The organism is Halobacteriovoraceae bacterium, from assembly GCA_020635115.1.
Classification (GTDB): Bacteria; Bdellovibrionota; Bacteriovoracia; order Bacteriovoracales; family Bacteriovoracaceae; genus JACKAK01.
In genome coordinates, this window is sequence record JACKAK010000003.1 from 396,191 (window position 1) to 417,343 (window position 21,153).

General features: G+C 33.8%; 9 protein-coding genes. 4 read left to right on the forward strand and 5 right to left on the reverse strand.

Annotated features, from left to right (window positions below; genetic code table 11):
- Nucleotides 1-50 precede the first annotated feature (50 nt).
- From H6622_06320 to H6622_06335, 4 genes are all read left to right on the forward strand, one after another.
- Nucleotides 51-1,781: a hypothetical protein gene (locus tag H6622_06320; GenBank protein MCB9061117.1), complete on the forward strand. Its 1,731-nt coding sequence runs from the start codon at nt 51-53 to the stop codon at nt 1,779-1,781.
- Between the two features lie 93 nt (nt 1,782-1,874).
- Nucleotides 1,875-2,606: a carboxy-S-adenosyl-L-methionine synthase CmoA gene (gene cmoA, locus H6622_06325; GenBank protein ID MCB9061118.1), complete on the forward strand. Its 732-nt coding sequence runs from the start codon at nt 1,875-1,877 to the stop codon at nt 2,604-2,606.
- Nucleotides 2,606-3,556 (forward strand): tRNA 5-methoxyuridine(34)/uridine 5-oxyacetic acid(34) synthase CmoB, encoded by a 951-nt coding sequence (cmoB, locus tag H6622_06330; GenBank protein MCB9061119.1) that lies wholly within the window; start codon nt 2,606-2,608, stop codon nt 3,554-3,556. Before cmoA ends, cmoB begins: the two co-directional genes overlap by 1 nt.
- Before the next feature lie 36 nt (nt 3,557-3,592).
- The gene (locus tag H6622_06335) at nt 3,593-3,946 is read left to right on the forward strand and encodes a YbaN family protein (protein ID MCB9061120.1); all 354 of its coding nucleotides are present in this window, start codon (nt 3,593-3,595) and stop codon (nt 3,944-3,946) included.
- Here H6622_06335 and H6622_06340 read toward each other — a convergent pair.
- The 5 genes from H6622_06340 to H6622_06360 form a co-directional block, all read right to left on the reverse strand.
- A complete protein-coding gene (locus tag H6622_06340) occupies nt 3,943-8,094 on the reverse strand; it encodes a PPC domain-containing protein (protein MCB9061121.1) in 4,152 nt (1,383 codons plus the stop codon). The two genes, H6622_06335 and H6622_06340, sit on opposite strands and share 4 nt — an antisense overlap.
- A 165-nt stretch (nt 8,095-8,259) precedes the next feature.
- A complete protein-coding gene (locus tag H6622_06345) occupies nt 8,260-13,752 on the reverse strand; it encodes a hypothetical protein (protein MCB9061122.1) in 5,493 nt (1,830 codons plus the stop codon).
- Between the two features lie 141 nt (nt 13,753-13,893).
- Nucleotides 13,894-18,336: a hypothetical protein gene (locus H6622_06350; protein ID MCB9061123.1), complete on the reverse strand. Its 4,443-nt coding sequence runs from the start codon at nt 18,334-18,336 to the stop codon at nt 13,894-13,896.
- A 225-nt stretch (nt 18,337-18,561) separates the two neighbouring features.
- Nucleotides 18,562-19,227 (reverse strand): Type 1 glutamine amidotransferase-like domain-containing protein, encoded by a 666-nt coding sequence (locus tag H6622_06355; protein MCB9061124.1) that lies wholly within the window; start codon nt 19,225-19,227, stop codon nt 18,562-18,564.
- Entirely contained in the window at nt 19,224-21,047 is a 1,824-nt protein-coding gene (locus H6622_06360; protein MCB9061125.1) for a hypothetical protein, read from the reverse strand. The genes H6622_06355 and H6622_06360 overlap by 4 nt, the downstream gene beginning before the upstream one ends.
- Nucleotides 21,048-21,153: the final 106 nt, after the last annotated feature.

The window sequence follows — 21,153 nt, forward strand, 5'->3', positions numbered from 1 at the left end:
AAGTCAATCGAACAAATTGTTATAAAACCCTAACAAGAGAAGATGGAGTTATGAAAAAGTCAGTCATTGAAAGCCAAATTATAAAGGTCATGACAACAATGGCAACTGTTCTATTGATGGTAACAGGTTTCTTAATGTATACCGCAAAAACCAAAATAGATATGGGTCATGAGAATGGCAAACTTTCCGAAAAATTGATCGCGTTCGGAAACGTAAAATCAACAGCGGCAAAAACAGTTTCAATATACGCTCAGCTTCTTGCTGGTGAAGGTAAAAATGGAATTGAGCTTCTAGAAAAAATTAAACAAACAAAAACTCTCTTTACGACTCAAAAAGATAAATTGCTTGAAGTTACTTCACCTGATAAACAATCTGAAGTTTTAGAAATCTCTACAATTTATGAAAGTTTAAATAAAACTGGGGAAGAGATGGCCTTTGCTTATATCAGTGAAGATAAAGAGACAGGTGCAACAAAGGGTAATGAATTTAAAAAACTTTCTCAACAAATGGAAGAGCATATTGAAAAAAGTACTGAAACAGTCAGTGCCTTTGTCAAAAATGCTACTTTAATGGGTATTCATGAAGCAGAAAAAGCTTGGAAAATTGCAATGTTTGTTATGATTTTTTGTGTGATTTCAGCAGTCATAATGATCAAATTCCTTTTAAATTCTGTTAGATCAGTTCTCGCCAATCAGGCCAGAGAGTTGAATGAAGAAAAAGAAAACCTAGAAAAAAGACTTACAAATATTGTTTCGAGACTTGGAACTAACTACAGCAAGCTACAAGAAACGGTAAGTGATCTGGATGATTCTTCTAGTAATCTTTCAATGAGCTCAACTAAACAGGCATCAGCTACGGAAGAGGCCGTGGCGGCGATGGAAGAAATTGCGTCCATGGTCAAGCAAACCAGTGAAAATGGAAATTATTCACTTGAAGTTGCAAAAGAATGTCAGGATAAAGTACATGAGGGGCAAAGAGTTGTTGGTTCACTTGATATGGCCATGAATGAAATTAATAAATCAAACTCAGAGCTTAAAACAATTGTGAATCTCATTGATGAAATCTCTGCTAAAACAAACGTTATTAACTCGATCGTTGTTAAAACAGAACTCCTCTCTTTTAACGCTTCGATTGAAGCAGCTCGAGCTGCTGAGTACGGAAAAGGTTTTGCCGTTGTTGCTGAAGAAGTTGGTAATCTAGCAAGATTAAGTGGTGAATCAGCTAAGGAAATTGAAGCACTTCTAGATGAGTCTTCAAAGAAAGTTGATGAAATCGTTGGCAAAATTCAAACCAGAGTACATACAGGACAGGAAAGAAGTTCAGAATGTGTTAATGTTTTTGGAAAGATCAATGAACTCAGTTCAGGCCTCACAAATGTTGTAAACTCTATTTCTATAGCTTGTAATGAACAAACTAAAGGGGTTGACCAAACAACTGAGGCCATGAGTGATATTTCGAGAGCAACTCAAGATAATTTAAAAATTACTAATGACACCTCTGGACTTTCAAATCTTGTGAAAAAAGAAATCGATGATCTTTCACAGACAATCATGGATCTACAATCTCTCATCGATGAAACAGAAAAGGCCAAGAGTTTTACAGGTGACAGCAGTAATCATAATTCTCATCCTTCAAATCATGGTCAAGTGCTTAAATTTGAATCATCTCGAAATCAAAAAAGAAAAGATGATACTTTAGATATAAGCGCAATTGCTCAAAATTTTAAACAGGCAGCTTCTTCCGGAGTAGTACCTTCTGCTGATGATGATCGTTTTGAATAGTTGATCTGTTTCTTATAAAATATATTTAATTTACTCATCTTTTTTAGAAAAACAACTTTGCCAATTGCGTAAACTCAGTTAGATTTCATTCTTATGACAAAAGATACTGTATTTAAATCACGCAAAGAGAAAATTGAAGCATTCAAGTTTAATTCCCAGGTTGCAAACGTCTTTGACGATATGCTTAACCGATCTATCCCATTTTATAATGAAATCCATCATATGATTTTAGATATTGTGAGAACAAAATACATTGGCGATGATCTTATTATCTATGATTTAGGTTGCTCAACGGGAACGACCATTTCCCTTATTGATCACTTCGCCCGCAAAATAGGCCATCATCCCAAGTTTATAGGCATAGATAACTCTCTTCCGATGATTGAGAAATGTGATCATAAACTCAAAAAAAATGGTGTCAGTGATTACAAACTTATTTGTGGAGATATTGAAGAGCACGAATTTGAAAAATCGCAAATCATAATCATGAACTATACTTTACAATTTATTTCACCACAGAAAAGAAAGAATCTTCTACAAAAAATATATGCCTCCTTAGAAAAGGGAGGGGTCTTTATTTTGTCAGAAAAAGTAAATTCATCAAATCAAAAAATTCATCAATTGCAAACTGAACTTTATTACGATTTCAAACGCCGAAATGGCTATAGTGAATTAGAGATATCACAAAAGCGTGAGGCCCTAGAAAATGTACTTATCCCCTATACGCCTGAAAAACAAATTAACTTACTTAAAGAAGCTGGACTAAAAAATGTGGAAATGCTTTTTAAATGGTATAATTTTGCAAGTTTCATAGGGATTAAGTAATGAATTGGAAGGAACTTCTTAAAGATAAAATTCAAATCGAAAAGATTAACGACATCATTAATCAAATGGATAAACTTAAAAACAATCCTGCACATATCCATTTTTCTGAAACACTAAATTCTCTCCCTCAAATTAATATGGAGATAAAGGACTTCAGCACTGATACTATAAAGCTAGACACAAAAAATTCTTACGACAAAAAATTACTGCACCATTGTTTAAAAGAACTAGGGCCATGGAAAAAAGGTCCATTTCAAATTGGAGAAAATCTCATCGATGCTGAATGGCGCTCAGATTTCAAATGGAAGAGACTGAAAAATTCAATTTCATCTTTAGAGGAAAAAAAAGTACTCGATATCGGTTGTAACAATGGTTATTTCATGTTTCGGATGCTTGAACAAAGGCCTGAATTTGTCCTGGGGATTGATCCAGTTCTACCTTGTTGGGCGCAATTTAGCGCTTTAAATAAATATGCTGATCAAAAAAATCTTTTTTTTGAGCTCTTGGGAGTAGATGACCTTCAATACTTCGGGGAGTGTTTTGATACAGTTTTCTCAATGGGTATAATTTATCACCATCGCAATCCAATAGGGCAACTAATTCAGTTGAGAAATATCCTAAGTCCTGGAGGAGAACTTATACTTGAAACGATTGGAATACCTGGGGATGATCACAGCTGTCTCTTTCCACAAGATCGTTATGCCAAGATGAAAAACGTCTGGTTTCTCCCAACACTCCCCACCCTTATCAACTGGTTAGAAAGAACAAAATTTACCGATATTGAAATTATTTCTACTGAATATGAAAGTATTAAAGAACAAAGAAAAACTGAGTGGTCAGGAGATGTCTCCTTAGCAAACTTTCTTAATTCTGATAAAACAAAAACTATCGAAGGTTACCCTGCCCCTTTAAGATTTTGTTTGAAAGCAAAAAAGAAAGAGAGAAATTAAGTGGTCAAAAAATCCTTAAATGCAATATATGTTGTTTTGGGATTTATTTTTTTATCCCTTGGAGTAATTGGAATATTTCTCCCCTTACTTCCCACAACCCCATTTATCATTCTTAGTGCTTATTTCTTTTCCAAGGGCCAAAAACGTCTGCATAACTGGCTTCTAACATTGCCAAAAATAGGAATGATTATCAATGACTGGGAGCAATATGGTGTGATAAGTAAAAAATCAAAAATACTGGCCTCTATTATGATCATTGTTCTTTTTAGCTATACTTTAATTTTTGTACAAGTGAATCTTTATATAAAAATAGTTGTCGCTTTAATTGGAATAAGTGTACTTGTATTTATATTAAGTAGACCGTCCGTACGAAAAGTAGTGAAGATTTAGAAATCTCCCGAAAAATCCTGTTTAACATTAGACTCATCTTGGGGTTCTCCACAGAAAAAACCAATATATAACCTATCATTTCCATTTACTATTCTTTGAGTAGTCATAATTCTTCCCCAGCTCTCATCATCATTATTTTGAATATACTTACAAGATGGATTATTTGGATAGACTTCTCCATCATAGGAAAATCCCATACAAAATTGACAATCATTTTTCATATAAGTATTAAGTCTAGAATCACTTCCATTGGGACAACGTATTCGATAATAAAATGAGTCATCGCCATTAACTCCATTTCTAGGCATATCAATGGTTTCAAAACTGCCATTTTGAGAAAAAGGGACTTCAAACTGATAGGTAGAAGGAGAAGCATGTTCAGTTGTATTTGTAGGATCTGTTCTATCGGCCCATCCAAAACCAAATTTACACTGTGATAAATAAGCATCAATTTCACTTGTTGTTGATCGGCACATTGCTTTAAATCTCATACTGTCATCACCAGTTATTTCGCTTCGAAACTTAAATGAAACATAACCACCAGTGCTCATATCTAAAACCATATCTTTGAAATCAGCTCCACCATAATCTTGATGTGAATAAGTTAAAGAACAAGTACTCGGATAGGGATTTTGCCCTTCTTGAATTAATGAAGCTGTAAACTCAGTTCTAATTGTATAATTTGCATCATCTGGATTAGTTTGATTACCACCTGGAATAATATGTAAAATTAAATTTGTATTATCATATATTTTATATGTTCCATAAATTTGATTATTAGTCCCAGTGTTATATCTATTTCCATCAACAGTATTAATAACTGTTCCATTCGAATTTAGGACTTCAAATATTGGGGTTGCGCCTGATACATCAGAATAATCCATCGTAAATTTTAAGTCTCCATTCTTATTTGTCGAAAATCGATAATAATCAGCAGGGTCTGATGATCCAAATCCAACACCACCAGAAAAAGTAATATCATTTTCAATATTATTAATTGAACAAGCATTTGAGAAAGTGTCTCCCACGTCATTTTTGACAATATTCAATATTGTATCAGGATTTCCTCCACCTAATTCTCCATGACTACATGTTGCAATAGCGGCCGTATCATTATCAGACGTTTGATCTTCTGTACTTAAACGGAACTCCATACTATAGATTGAAAATTGCTCATCTGCAGGAAATACTTTTAAAAAATAAGTTCCTGCATTAAGAAACTCTCCTGAAATCGATTCCGTTGCAAGACCAGTATTTTCTGAGGTGATAATATCTTTATTCATTCCTTCCGAGGCATCATAGATACCGATATCCAAATTCGCATCAACTGGAGTCATTGAAACAGAGATGGTAGCTCCTGGTTCCACAACAACAAACCTATAATAATCAAATCCATCTTCTCTATGTCCCACTGAACCTGTGATAGCAGCACTGCCTGAAGAAATTTTAGTTGCAAGATTAAACTTTGTATCCGACATATCATTTGGCATATCATTTCCTGTTACGGCCACACCATTAATTTTATCGGTTCTTTCTTCTTCGCTCACTCCTGGAATATAGTGAATGTTTAATTTATATTCTGTTGCCTGAGTAGCATATTCAAATGGATCAATTCTTACGTAGATATTTTGTTCATTTCGAATGGTCAGCTCTATAGCTTCAGATTCAGACCACCAATTAAATGAACCTTGTAATTGCTCTCCATTCTCATTATAAATTCTTAGGTCGACATCCATTAGATTTCCTGTAATACTGACTGAAAACGTACCTGGTTCTGAAATATTAATTTTAAAATAATCATTATGATCATTATTAAATCCGGTAGATCCAGCAATTGTAATATTTTTTTCTTCATTTCCTAAATTAAATGCCGTTATTGAATTTTGCTTAGCTTGTTGAAATGTATTTGGAGTATCTTGTCCTTCAAATCCAAATCCACTTTCTCCATCTGTTTCCAAAGTTTCAACCTTGATTTGGGGAGCATCATTAGGCTTACCAAATTCTATATATCGATTGTTAATATCTTCTTGAGAAATATTAATCCCTGAAATCCACTCACTATCCGGAATTTTGCCAACAAAATCTTTATAAAAACAAACATCATCACCTTGGTGCTTACTATGAGCACAACGAGTACAACTACTTTCTTGTTCAACCCATCCAAAATTTGCAGAACATCTAAATTCACATTTAACATTGGGATCATTCACAAGACTATGTTTCCATGGACTAGAAGTTGTTAAATTTTTATTATCCCCTTCATAGACAGCATATTTAGGGTCACTTGCAAAATTTCCAAAATAACATACTGGATTTTCTGGATCAGTTTCATATTCAATACAAGCAGTTCTCGAATCATTGGGTATCCAACCACTTTTACATCGAGATATCATACATTCTTTAACTGTTGGATCTATCCATTCACCTTCACTTGAACAAACTTGAATGACTGATCCGGCCAAATAATGAGGATCTGAATATTCAAGCGTTGTACAAGCTCTGGCGTGAACTTCATTTGAACCTGGAGTACAAGCAGTGATGGGATCTTCTGGAGGTAAAATGACGATAGGTTCTTCATATTCAGGAGGTATATAGACAGTTCGAATTTTTTCTGAAATCACTGATTGGGCATATCCTTCAACGATAAGAGATTCGAGTTGGCTTTTGATTGCAGCAAAATCATCAAGTGTCGCTATTGGGTTATAAGTCGCTAAAATTGACGAATGAGCATTTGCAAATTCTCTGAGCAAAAAGGATCTTGCACCACTTGTAATTGTCACATTTTTGATGGGATCATTACTGGCCACATCACTCACGATTTCTTGAAGCATATCATTTTTAAACTGATAGAGAGTTACAGTGTAACCTTTGACTAACAAGACCTTTTCGTAATGAGAAACAATCGCGTTTTTGTTGGAAAACGATATTGTCCATTCGTTGATAAACGATTCAACAGCATTATTAAATTCTTCAAGAGTATTTACTGAATTACCCGATCCGTGAGAACTTACGCATATATTATTTTCATTTAAAATAAAACCAACTTTTGAACAACCTGAGAGTACACAGTTATTTCCAAAGCCTGTAAATTCTCCAGCTTCATTGCAATTTGGGGAAAGAAGCCCAATCGCACCACTTCCTGTTGGCCCATTACATAATTGTGGTGAAATAAGATCACAGGTATTTTTTCTATTTTCTTTGATAAGCTTAATATAACTTACGAGCTCATTTTTTGAAGGAAAAGTATTGATAAAAAAATCTCGTATTAATCCAAACTCAACAGTTCCTACAGACTGACCTGCGTATATATTATAGAGATTTCTGACTTCATCAGAAATATTATTAAAAAATTCTGTATAAAAATCCTTATATCCATAACTGTCTTCATTATTATAGATTCTAAGGGCGTAGAGAAATAAAGAACTTTCAGTGTACACCTCAGTAGCTTCATATTCTGCTACGGATTCATTTAAACTATCCAGAATGAATCTCACAGCATTTCGGTTAGCGCTATCAGGAGGACATGAACTAAAGTCGACTAAAGGTTCATGACAGGAAGAAACCCACTCTGAGGGACTTCCTGAAAAATGATCCCATATATATTCATTTGCTTCGACTTGAAGATCTACTACAAAATCTCCGTATGAGTCATGACATTCCAATACAGGAACCTTATTAGCAACTAAAAAACTGTTGGTTGGTAAATACTCACAGTAGTTTCCATTGTTAAAGTTCACTTTATAGAGACAGTGATTTTCGAGTCTAATTGTTTTCCCTCCAACTTGTGCTGACAGCCTTGAGTTCACTAATGAAATTTCATCGGACTGTGATAAAATCCATGTCAAGCAATGACTACCAGAACTTCCGACGAGAGGTAAATCAATAACGGCACCAGAAACATATCCTTGAAAATTCACTAACTCGTGGATTTGATACTTAATTCCTCTATAATTTAATGAGGAATTTATTGTAGGTGTACCTGGGACATAATAGTTTTGGTTATTTCCTAAACTGCTTCCAGATTTAATATCGCTTGAAGATTTATTTTTTCCAGACTTCCCCCCCCCTTCAATACAACTAGAAAGGAGAATCATTCCAAGAGGTATGACAAGTGTGAATATGTTAAAAATAGCTTTATTTTTAATCACTTACCCCTATCGGTTAAAACCCATAAATCCCTTAAAAGCATTATAAATGACTTAGAGTTTTGATCAAAATAGTTAGGTATCGTAAGATAAAAAGTATAATAATTTCAGATAGTTAATTAAAAATAGAAAAATAGATCAATGCCAATTTAAATTGCCTTTCATTAGTTATGGAGCAACTTCTTTTTCTAAAAAGTAGTTTGTTCCATTTCTACTACCTTTCCACATATTCTTACCATCAAGGCCAAACTGTCCAAAAACACATTTAGTTTTGTTTTCGTCATTAGGATCTACAATTTTGGCAATTCTAAAATCCGCAAATGTTTTTGTGGAGTCATAATGTTCACTACCTTGCCAAAAACCTGCTGAAAGAACGTCACCATTTCCACTACCAGGTGCTACAATAATATTTTCAATCGACATCGCATCATACCAATCGGGATTTACCTTATACATCACAACGTTTCCATCAGCTTGGAGAGCTAAAGCTAAAGATTCACTATCACTGGCGCTCAGAATGTACTTATAACCTTGTATTCCTTGAAAAGTAGTATTTGGGTTTAATCTCCTATCTGATAGGAAAAGCCCTATACTATAAGTATTAATTTTTGTAGAAATATAAGTCATCGACACTCTGTTGCGATAAAGTATTAGGTGGCAGTTTGTTCCATCATTAGCAATTGATTCAACTTTCTCTTCTACAAAGTTAAAATCTGCAAAATTAAATAGCTCAAAATCCACTGCCACCCCAGGAGGGGAATCATAATTCATTTTTATATCAATTGAATAATTGGGTGCAGGTACATTTTTTATGCCTGAACCTTCCAATAGAATGTACGTATATACATAAAAAAGATAATCCTCTCCTTCCTCGACTTTTATTTTAATAGGATTTCCACTTCTCACGATATCGCAAGTTTCAAATGTTGTATCAAGATTAAAAAAACAAAGATTACTAATTTTATCACTTGCAGTAAGTTTGATTTCAATTTCTCCAGATCTTTTGGGTCTTAAATAGAAGATATCATTTAAATCTAGCCCTCGACCAAGATAACCGTGAATAGAAGCATTATTTTCTTGATCTATATTTGTAAAATAATCATCTAGATTATTCATTTTTCCATAGGGGTCTGAAAAATAAATATCAGGAGAATCGCCAAGATATGTTGTATTTCCATCTATCTGTATATCCTCTTGGATTCTATTACCTGACGTATTTTTAGGACTAAAACTTACCTTCAACATATATGAAGTTGGTGTCGCATATGCAATACCTACTGAAATTAAAACCTTCCCTCCGTGGTGGACAAAGTGTGTAATCTTTTCTGATGAAAGTCCATCGTTTCTAGAAAATACCAACACATTGCTTTCAAATGCATTGAGCGGAGTATCATTCGGGTCATCTGCATTAACCTTTGTTATTTCATAGTTTGAAAGATAGAGATCTAAATCACTAGTAAAATTAGAAAGTTCTACTGTCAAGTCACCATCTTCTGGAGCTTCAAATAAATAAGAATCTAAGTCATCCTCTATACCATTAGGCAAATCGCTCTGACCGTATATAACAACTCCCTCATTTGGGTTAACTACATAGCTTGTGATATTCATATCCTGTAAACTATTAGGAACAATAGGAGCATCTTTATTAGTTAAGGAATCAGCAAGTGTTTCTTCGAGAATAAAATTACAAACATCGCCAGAGTTAGATTTTCCTGCTGTCCCACATGAAATACACTCCCCTCCATGTCTCCCATGAGATTCATCACACTTATACTCACATTTGGAAGTTGTGCCGGTCGCATGATAAACAGCTTCGCTGACAGGTTGTGTGAGATTGATATTGTCATTTGCATGCCACTCAACATTTGATATCCCTGAAATAGAAGGACATGAGTAAACAACATTAGGAGTAAATTCTAAATCAATACTATATGGCGACCTCTCTGGTCCAAAATTTTCTGGGGTAACTTTCAAATAGTAATCTCTATCTGCCTGGAGTTTGTTAACACCACTCCATGTAATATCCTCATTTTTCTTTGTCCTCCATACCTGACTAGATCCTTGATCTGGATTTATTGCGTTTCCACTTGAACCAAAGAGTTCAAATTTTAGTTTGTGATCAGCTCCATCCAAATAATCAAATCTTATTTTTAGATCTCCTCCATTATCAGTTTTCAATTTATACCAATCAGCATTGTCTCCATTATATCCAACTATTCCGTAAATCTCAGCTTTGTGATTTGAGTTTCTAAATATTACTAAAGACTCATTACTCCGATTACCACTTGCGTCTGTTAGTGAGTCAGTTTCTGAAATCTGATGAGCAATTAAATCTCGCATATCGTTAGGCAATACATCTTGCAACGTTTTTGTTGCCTTAAAATGCTCTTGATAATCCTCTGTTGATTGTTTTCTACAGAGTAACTTAAACTGAACATTAGACCCAGAAGAAACCAAATGCCAATAATCTACAAAAGAAACAAAAAGAGTTAAATTTCCATTATAAGTACTCGATAGTGAAGGTATATCCCCTGCATAATATTCGGGGATATTTGTAATCCCAGGGATATTTAGTTCTGCTTTTATATGACAAGATTGCGCATTTTGTACCGGGGCAACACTGTAATTCAAAACAAGGTCGTTCATAGATCTTTTATTCCATGGGCCTGTACCAGTTTTAAGATTTCCGTTAGTGATATTTCCAAAAATAATTTCTCCTCCTGAAATATCTTGATCTTTTTCAAAATTCAAAATAAGAGTATAGTTTGTTTTCGTGGTTCCTATAGGTTGAATATTTATATAGTAATTATTACCAGCAGATACGGTAAACTTATTGAGATTTAACATACCCTTACCGATGGATGACCCTATTTCATTATTCAAAATGTTCTCATATGCTCTCAAGTTCATGTTCTCTGCAACATCATCCAAAAGTACTTCTAATTCCCCATTACTTTGTGCTGAAAAATAAAAATAATCTTGAGTGTCAGATTCATACCCAGTCGAACCTTCAATAACGACTTGACCAGATTGACTAGTAAAAGTTGGAACGAAATTGGACGCTCTTATATCTTCTGCCCCACTAAATGTATTACTAGCATCACCTCCTCCAAAGTTCATTCCTGAACCTGAAAGTTTGTCTAAATTTCCAATGCAACTCGTATGTGAACTATTCAAAATTAAATTGTTTCCACAAGCAGTAATTTCACAAAAAGCACCAGGACTAGCTTCCCATTGTCCACCACTACAAACTTGATTGATCTGAGTCCCTGTGGCATTTGGATCCCCTGAATCGCAGCCTTGAAAAACTTGTGTACTACTGTCATTACATTGAGATGGGTTTATACAGGCCGTTTTAGCAGTATTTGTAATCAATCCATTCCGGCATGAATTAATCTGACAAAATGCCCCAGGCGCATTTACCCAACTTCCTCCACTGCATACTTTCTCTATTGATGTTGTCATAGCATTTAGGTCACCTGACGTACAACCTGTTACTATTTGTGTATCCCCACTTGTACACTCAGAAGGACTAATGCATCTATCTCCGCTATTACTTGGCACAAGTCCACCGGAGCAAGATGTTATCATACAACTCGCTCCTGTTTGATTAACCCAGTTTCCATTACTACAAATCTGATTAATAGATGCTACGTTGGCATTTGAATCACTTGAAGTACAACTCGCAGGTCTAGTGCTGCCATTTGTACAATTTGGAGGACTAATACAATTACCTCCATTATTACTTGGCACAAGTCCACCAGAGCAAGACGTTATCATACAACTCGCTCCGGTTTGATCAACCCAATTTCCATTACTACAAATCTGAATAATAGATGCTACGCTGGCATTTGGATCACTTGAAGTACAACTCGCAGGTCTAGTGCTGCCATTTGTACAATTTGGAGGACTAATACAATTACCTCCATTATTACTTGGCACAAGTCCACCAGAACAAGACGTTATTATACAACTCGCTCCTGTTTGATTAACCCAGTTTCCATTACTACAAATCTGATCAATAGATGCTACGCTGGCATTTGGATCATTTGAAGTACAACTCGCAGGTCTATTCGCTCCGTCCGAACAAGGAGGTTCAATACAATTATTTTTTCCTGAATTTGGAATAAATCCGTTTCCGCAATTTGTAATCTCACAAACTGCTCCAGCATTATTTTCCCAATTCCCATTAGTACATGTTTGACTAATTTGAGTTGCTGTAGCATTTGGATTCCCTGAATCACAACCTTGTGCATTTCGACCAGTTCCTTCAACGCAATTGGGAGGTAAATTACAAGCAGTACCACTATCATTTGGCTCAAAATTATCACGACAAGAGTTTATTCGACAGTATGAACCCGATTTGGGGACCCAATTCCCATCACTACAAACTTCTTCAATTGAAGTTCCAAGTGCATGAGAATCATTAGATGAACATCCTGTAGCTATTTGTATATCTCCATTCGAACAAGGACTAGAATCTGGATTAACACAAACTCCATTGCGAACAACTTTAGAAGGATCAGAACACGATTCTAATTGGCATGCTCCATAACTAAAAGTAAATCCTCCACTAGCATTACATACAGGATATTGATGCCCAATTGCCCCATATGAAGATTTACTTCCATTGCAAGTAATAGGTTGTACTGAATTACAATCGCTTGAATTGGAAAAACTCTCTCGCATAAAATTTCTGAGTTCAGTTTCTGTATATAAGTTATCTATAAACTTTTCTTTAATGAGACTTATTTCACTTCCGGTCGGAAACCTTCTATGATATTCACTGAAAGCAATTTTTATATCATTTTCAACATAAACAAAATGATCCTCTCTGAAATTAGAACGAGTAAATGTCTTCGTCGTTAATTCACTGTCTCCATAAATTTTTAAAGCATAGTAGTAATATGTTGAACTTGTCACCGCACTATTGAAAGAATAGTCAAAAGCAGTACTCATCAATATACTTTTCAATGCTTGTACATTGATCATATGCTCTGTATTTGCATCACATGAATTTATATTGTAAAGATCGTAGCAAGTACTTACCCAACTTTGAGCTTCAGAATCTCCCCCTACTGTTCCAATAGGATTAATTTCAAACTGAAAAGTGAATAATCCATATTCGTCACTATAACAAGATGCCACAGGTTTTCTATATGCCCTATTGCTCGTGTCACTCAATTCAACAGCAACACAAGACTGTACACCATTAAAAACTTGCACATATAAACAGTCATTTGAAAATCCATAATTTTCACCATTGATATTCAAGTTTACATTTGTACCATCCACTAAAACTGGAGTATTTTGACTTTGTATCCATTCAATACACGTCTGTCCAAACTCTCCTTCATAGTCGAAATCAACAACTGAGGCCTCAATCATGCCCACGGCATTGGCATACAAATAAAAATCATTACCAAATCCAGTTCCATCAGGGTCTAAATTAAACCCACCAGTACCATTACCACCTGTTCCGGTAGATAAAACTCCAGAATCATATTTTTTCTTTTTAACTTTTTTCCCACCACTTCCCGAAGGTACACAAGAACCTAGAAAAAGAACCAAAATTAAAAATATAAAATTTAGCTTTCTCATTTTTTTAAAAAATGAATCAAAATCATTTGTTAAATAGCTATATTTTTTTAAAACTTCCACTTTACCCTATTCGGTTAAAACCCATAAAACCCTAATACCATTATAAATGTATAAGGTATTATCACCAAATTTCATGAAAATATTGAAGCTTTTGATGTGATTTTAAGCATTTCTTAAAAATAGATGTGCCAATTATTATTGCTAGAGTAAGTCTCCAACACATGAATTATAGCTTTGTGTGACTTCTCTCCAACTACTCCCCTGGAGCTCATACTGAAACAAATAATCGCTGTAAGTTGAGCTTTTATGAACGTTCATACGAATCATCGCCCGTCTACCATTTGGAGAAAAATGAAACTTTCCATAATTACCAACTGTATTACCATCAAAACTTTGAGCTAAAACAAAATTTCCGTTTGAATCTTTTTTGTAAATAATGTTTCTCTGAACATTTCCGATAGTGTCGTTGACATCAACCACTCCAAGTGTCAAAGCAGCAAATAAATAGGTTCCAGATGGGTCAATTCCAACAAAATTTCCAAAATAATCTCCAGAAGAATATTGATCAGCATAGGGATGTTCAATATATTGAGATCGATTCCAATTTGCTGAAGTTGAACTAGAAAAATCAAATGTAAATAAAGCTCCTGTTTCATAAATTTGAATTCCCTTAACCTCATCGAAATATATTTGACTTCCTAAATATCCCATCCCAGGGCTACCAACAACTAAAGTATCTCCAGAACTATCAAAATCAACAGAGCGACCAAAATCATATGTATAGACATAATTTAATTGTTCAGGAGGGGTTTTATTGTATTTTAATTTGTAATTTGAACCATCATACTCATAAACATATAATCTACAAGTAGAACAGTTTAGTCCTCCTTCTCTTTGCATCCCTACTGCTAGTCTGGAACCATTTTGATTCAAAGAGATTGAGTTACCATAACCAGATGCACTATTATTTGTATCGATTTGTGCCAATTGTTTATCAGTTTTTCTATCTAGCTTATCTACTAAAAACCAACCATCTCCATCATCCCTAAATACATATACAAGACCTAAATCAGAACTATCATTTGATTCTGAATATTTTGGTAGAGAGATTGCAATGACATTGCCATCTGAAGAGATATCAAATTCTGTATTTCTGGCCCGATCAGGCATAACAGCAGAAGTTTGATTGATTCGTAAATAATTCTGGAATTGAAATAGATTGTTCTCATCTTTTCTAAAAACAGAGTAAATCGCCTTGTTGTCTATCTCATTGAGTGCCAGAAGAGTTTGTCCATTTGCCGAGACTTCAACTGGTCTAGGAACTTTTCCATTTAAACCTAACGTAGAAAAGTTAAAACACTCTAAACCCGTATTTGAGAGATAATTAAACTTATATCCATTGGTCGTTGCTAAATTGTCATTACCGACTACAAAATATCCCGCAGGATCTTCACTAACATAAGAATATCCCACACCATTTCCACCTCCGTTTTCATCTGGAGTATAAGAAATGTCTAATTTATAGGAAGAATATGCTCCAACAAATGGAATCACCGCTATTTTTAGAGATTCAAAAGCAACAACATCATAGGAGTAATTTATCTCTTGGCCTCGATCATTCTCATTTGAAACAAATTCAGATCCGTGTTTGAAATATATATAGAGATCACCACTATTAATTAACACATTATTGGTTTGTAAATTACTTATACTGATATTGATTGTTCCACTTTTTTGAGGTGTGAATTCTAGGACATCTTTTATATCATCTCCAAACCCTGTCGAACCTTGTATAGAAACTTGTTGGGGTGAATTTCCATTATCAAGAAGATTAGATAGAGACTGGCCAATTCCAATGTCATTATTTATATCTCCCCCTAATACTTCTTGTCCATTTACACGATCAACTTCTTTTGTGAGATTTGAAATAGAAACAATTTCTATATCTAACTCGTAATCGACTAGATTTGTTACTAAATGATCATATGATCTTACATATATAAATGAAGTTGTACCTGATGAAAAAACATTATCAACAGTATGGATATTTGAATCACTCACTTCAAGATTGCTTCCCCACGATCCATCTGGACTAATAAATCCAAATTGAACCCCTAGATCAGTTGACGATTCATCTATTTTTTTAAATTTTGTGATAACTTTCCATAGTCCAGTACTATTAGTAGGAAGGTTGATCTTGAAAGCATCTTTGTCATCGTCTCCATTGAATTCAAGTTTACCTATAATTTTTAAATTAGAATTTTGTTCATCCAGAGTTAGACTGAAGGCCGCACCAAGAGATGGAAAGTCATTGGATGACAAATTCATTTCTGAGAGAATACCATCGACCGGACTGGGATCAGGAATTCCACCTTGATCTACCCTAAATTTAATATTTAGAGAATAACTTGTGTAAGATGAACTTGTATGAGGTATAACACCAATTAGATACGTAGTATTTTGCCCCATTGATATATTATTCACGTTCTCGCTTGATTGTCCTGTACGTTTAGATTCAGCAATTTTTAAAGTTCCAGCTGGATAATCTAATAGCACAAGGTTGATATCTGAAGATAGGTTACTTAACGATATGTCAATGATTCCGGATTTATGAGGAGAACTGATTTTGTAGTAGTCATAACTGTCATTTCCATATCCAACTGAACCAGTAATCGTAATATTTGAACCTGTTTCAATCAATGTTACTGTATCAGCATTACTTACACTATTGCCAGCATCGACAAAGTTAACTCCACCATTTATCTTATCTTCAATTCCTAAACTTTGATCAGGTGACTTAGATGAATTTGTTATATCTTCACAATCTAAATTATCACCACTAATTTTTTTATTAGCAGGGCATTCTGTTACAAAACATGTTTGCCAAGAACTCCACATCCTATTAGGTAAACAATATCTAGATTGTTCACCAGAAATAGCGTTAAGGGAAGAGGGGCTACAAGCATTTTTTTCTATTTGAGTTAATTTGCATTCGAAATTTCCTGTATCGTCATTATCAACATCAACCACTGCTGCACTTCCATCGATGACAGAAATGTCTGGAACATAAAACTCCCCAACTATAATATCGATGATTTCATAACTTTTCTTTCCATTTACTATTTCTCTTTCAAGTCTTGATTTATATTCAGGGAAATCTTTCAAACTTTTTGCCGGTTCAAATGTGTTCAAATTGATTCGATGAATTGTATTGAATTTATTTGCAATAAAACTTTGAATAGCGCTTTTGTTTTCAAAAACTTTAACTTTTCTATATTCTTGCAATACGAGAGGGGCCGGAAATGTCGAAATTGTTATCATAAACTGGTTGGCCAACATTTCCAAATCATCTTTGGCCATTAAAGGTATTTCATAATCGATATGAAACCTATTGATCCCCTCTATAATATCTCGCTTTGGATCATTGACAATATTCCCAGGAGTATTTTGTTCAATATAAGGATTTATACATTCTCCATACTGTGTGAGAAATTCATTTGAATTATCACAAAACTCGAGCCTACACTCTGAATATGAATTAGTAAATTTACCATTGTAATCACATATTGGATAATTATATCCCCAGGCCCCATTTAAACTTCCAAACTCTGGACACCTTACTTTTTCAATTTCACTACAATCAGAGTTAGAGACAAAAGTATCTCTGATCCAAGACCTCATTCCTTTTTCAGTTGGTAGTGCATTAATATAGAAATATTTCATTCGATTCTCTGCATCAACACTTGGTAACCTATTGTGATATTCGATAAAAATATATTTAAGATCTCCTACAACAAAAGAATAGAAATCCTCTCGAAAATTTGTGGCCGTAAATGTTTTTAAATTTAGTTCTGATTGCTGATAGATTTTAAGTGCATAATAATTATAGGTACTTTCTGAAATAAATGCTTGAATTCCAAAATCATATGCAGAAGCAATTAGTATATCTTTTTGTATTTGAAATGCATCCAAATGAGTTTGATTATTTTCACATGTTGTATAATCGTAGAGATCATCACAATTTTCAACCCAATTATATGCACTAAACATATTGAAGTCGTTACTTTCTGGTAAAATTTGAAAATTGAGAGTGTATTGCCCATACCCATCCTCACAGTATGAAACAGGTGTTCGGTAATCCATGTCCTGAGTATGATTTTTCGGTAAATAAACACATGAGATCTGTCCATTAAAAAGTTCTTGATATAAACAATGATCAGCTTGTGGAATAGCAACTCCTCCGGTACCAATAATTACTCTCGTATTTATAACCTCAATTTCTTCTGGCTGAGATTCAATCCATTGCTCACAATTTTGTCCTTGAGTCGGAGCGACTAGGAAATTTATGTTTCTAGCGTTGATATACCCTAACTCGGTGAGATAGTAATTTAGATCATGTTGACCAGTTAAATAATCATTCTTCTGATATGGATTGTTAAAAATATCCCATTCAACGTATGTATAACCATCTTCACCTGGTTTTAAAATTGTATCTTCATTCTTTATTGATTTGATTTTTTTTACGGTATCACTTTCTTTTGGAATACAAGAAAATAAAAATAAGAAAGCAAGTATGTTTAAACAAGCGATGCTCTTATTAATAAGCTTAGTAAATTGAATGCGTATCCCTATTAATTTAATCACTTATCCCTCATCGGCCAAAACACCAATTCCCCTTAAAATATTGTATTTCAACATGAGGTGATTTCAAAAAATCTGTCTTAAAAGTTATACTCAGAATGTATTTTTAAACAGTTAAAAATATCTGTTTGATATCTATATGACAATAATTTGTGCCACTATTTTAATAAAATTATCTAACTATCTGTAAATATGAAGTTTGAAAAACATTTTTCTTTTGAGCATTGATTAACTTCCACCAACTTTAAGCTTTTTCCCATCGAAAAAACAAACACTTTGTCCCAAAAAAATTGTTCTTAGATCATCAACAATAATCCCATTTCCATCGGGACAAGCAAATAAAGGTCGTTTCGAAGTGCGAGAATATTCTCGCAAAGCGAGATCATATCGCTTTGAATTTTTATAATGTGGGAAAAAATCAAAATCAACAAACCCTAAAGCTTTTAAGTTTCTAATATTCATTTCATTTTCATCTCTATCGAAATCCGGAAATCCTGCAGTACCAATTGACTGGGTCATAAGAATTGCTCCAGCAGAAAGCCCCGTAAGTATTCCTCCATTATTCACAAATTCCTTAAGTTTTTTTAGTAATCCATTTTTTCTTAAATAATAAAGAAAATAAAACGTATTTCCTCCTGAAAGATGTATAATATTTGAATTAAAAACCTCATGTTCAAGCACTGGATCGATAGGATTATCTATTGGGAAATAGAGAAAACGATTTAAGTTAAAGCCAAGAAAAGAATTTACAAAATCATGATAATCTTCATAGCAATCATGAGAACAAGAAGGAATAAATGTGATGAGTGGAGAAGTCGAATTTGTCATTCCTACAAGATAAGAATGAAGTTCGAAATTATTTTCATCTTCTCCTGAGTAAAAAACAAGTTTCAAATTCCCTCTCTATAATTTTTAACTATGGAAAATAATTTTTGAATCAATTTTGCATGTGATACATTTTTGTGGGATCCCTTTGTTTTTTTCACGACAGGTCTTAGGTCCTGATATTCTACAAATTCGGTAAGGATTTCATAAATTTGTTTATAACTCAACTTGGGTTTATGGTTAAATACTTTATTAACCACAGTGGTAATTGAATCTCCCGTAACTCGGTCATATCTATTGATAATACTAGATCTCATAGATACTTCTAACATACAATTTTTGAACCCATTTTCGCTTTTGGATACGGACTGAATAAGTTGTTTATAATATTTCTGAAACTCGGATATTTTCTTTCTTCTATAAGTTGAGAGGTTCAAATCATCTTTAATAGCATAACTTGATCTCATAATTTCAACGAATTCAGAAGCTTTTAAGTCTTCATCTCGGGCCAGATAAATTTGGGGTAAATCTCTTAGAAGATCTCGCATACAAAATATTGCATTACTCATAATCCCATCAGGTACATTCTCTAAACCAGTCTTGCTTTTAGCTCGTTCAAAATATGAAAATACTTTTCGAAATTTAATAATTTTATAGTGTTCATTTTTGATTAAAAACTTAATTTGTTCTTCATTGAAACCAATTTTCTTTAAAATATTTATATTTTTGCATTCTTCAAATTTTTGATTAAATGACTTCACGGCCCAATGCTTAACAAAATTTTTAATATTTCTTTTTTTCTCTTTAACTAAGTAATCATAAATTTGAGCAAATGTTTTAATTGTATATTGAAGCTTCTCTTTTTGTTCAGTTATCGATGTGGAAAAGCGTTGAATATCATCGTAGCGATAGTCGTGATGAAACAATCCAAACTGCCTCACTGATCCATAATCAATGATTCCTCCATCCATCAAGATATTGTCTCCATCCCAATCCAACCAGCAAAATATATACTCGTCTTCAAATTTTGCGGCCAAACTAGAAAAAATATAGACCATTTTTTCTAAAAAGTATTCATATCTTTCTTTCTTCTTCGTTGGAACATCTAACCACAAGTTAGCTTTTTCTTGAAAATCAATATAGTATTCAACTATTTTTTTTAAATTTTGCAAATCATTAACTTTTAAATATCTAAAAATATGCGAAGGCCGCAACAAATTTTCATGTGCTCTAATATTGACTGAATAGCCTTTTTCGAATTCAATAATGCCTAAGACTCTTTCTGTTTGTAATTGATTTCTGTTAAAGACTTCACTGAAAAACAATGATGCCAAACCTTCTTCTGTTTCAGCATACCCGCAACCGTATGAAATTGTAGGATCTCCACTTTGAAAATATTTTCCATAAATATGTGTTGCTGGACTTAATTTCGTTCCACCAGTCCCACAGCTTGATACGTCCCAAATTCTACCCTTATTCGCGATTTGCCCATTCCAAATACTTCGTCCATCTCCAGATGTTTTTCCCATTTTACTTGGATGTTGAAGTTGCAAATATCTCGTGGCCATGTACTTATTCTTTTTTATATCCTCTGGTATGAATGAAATATTATTTTCTATGTCATACTCGTTAATGATAATCAGAGCAAACGTATCTAAAATTTTCTTTTCTAATTGAATAGTAAGCACATCAGGATGCTCATTTGGAATCAAACCCATTTCTTTAGCTAGTTTGAAGTTAAAAAAATGAACTTTTCCACCATGTCTGGTTCTTACATTGTACATAACACAACTTTCCGGTACACTTTTTTGCAAGGGATGAGTGCCATCGAGATTGTCAAACTTACTGTATGAAAATTGTGTCTTCTCTTTAAGAGTTGATTTGTTCATAAAAACTTATTCGGAGTGAATCTGTATAAATTCAATTTCTTATAAATTCTGTTAAATTCGGAAAAAAATTCCTAAAGAAAGCTAACATCTGATGACTAATGAGAAT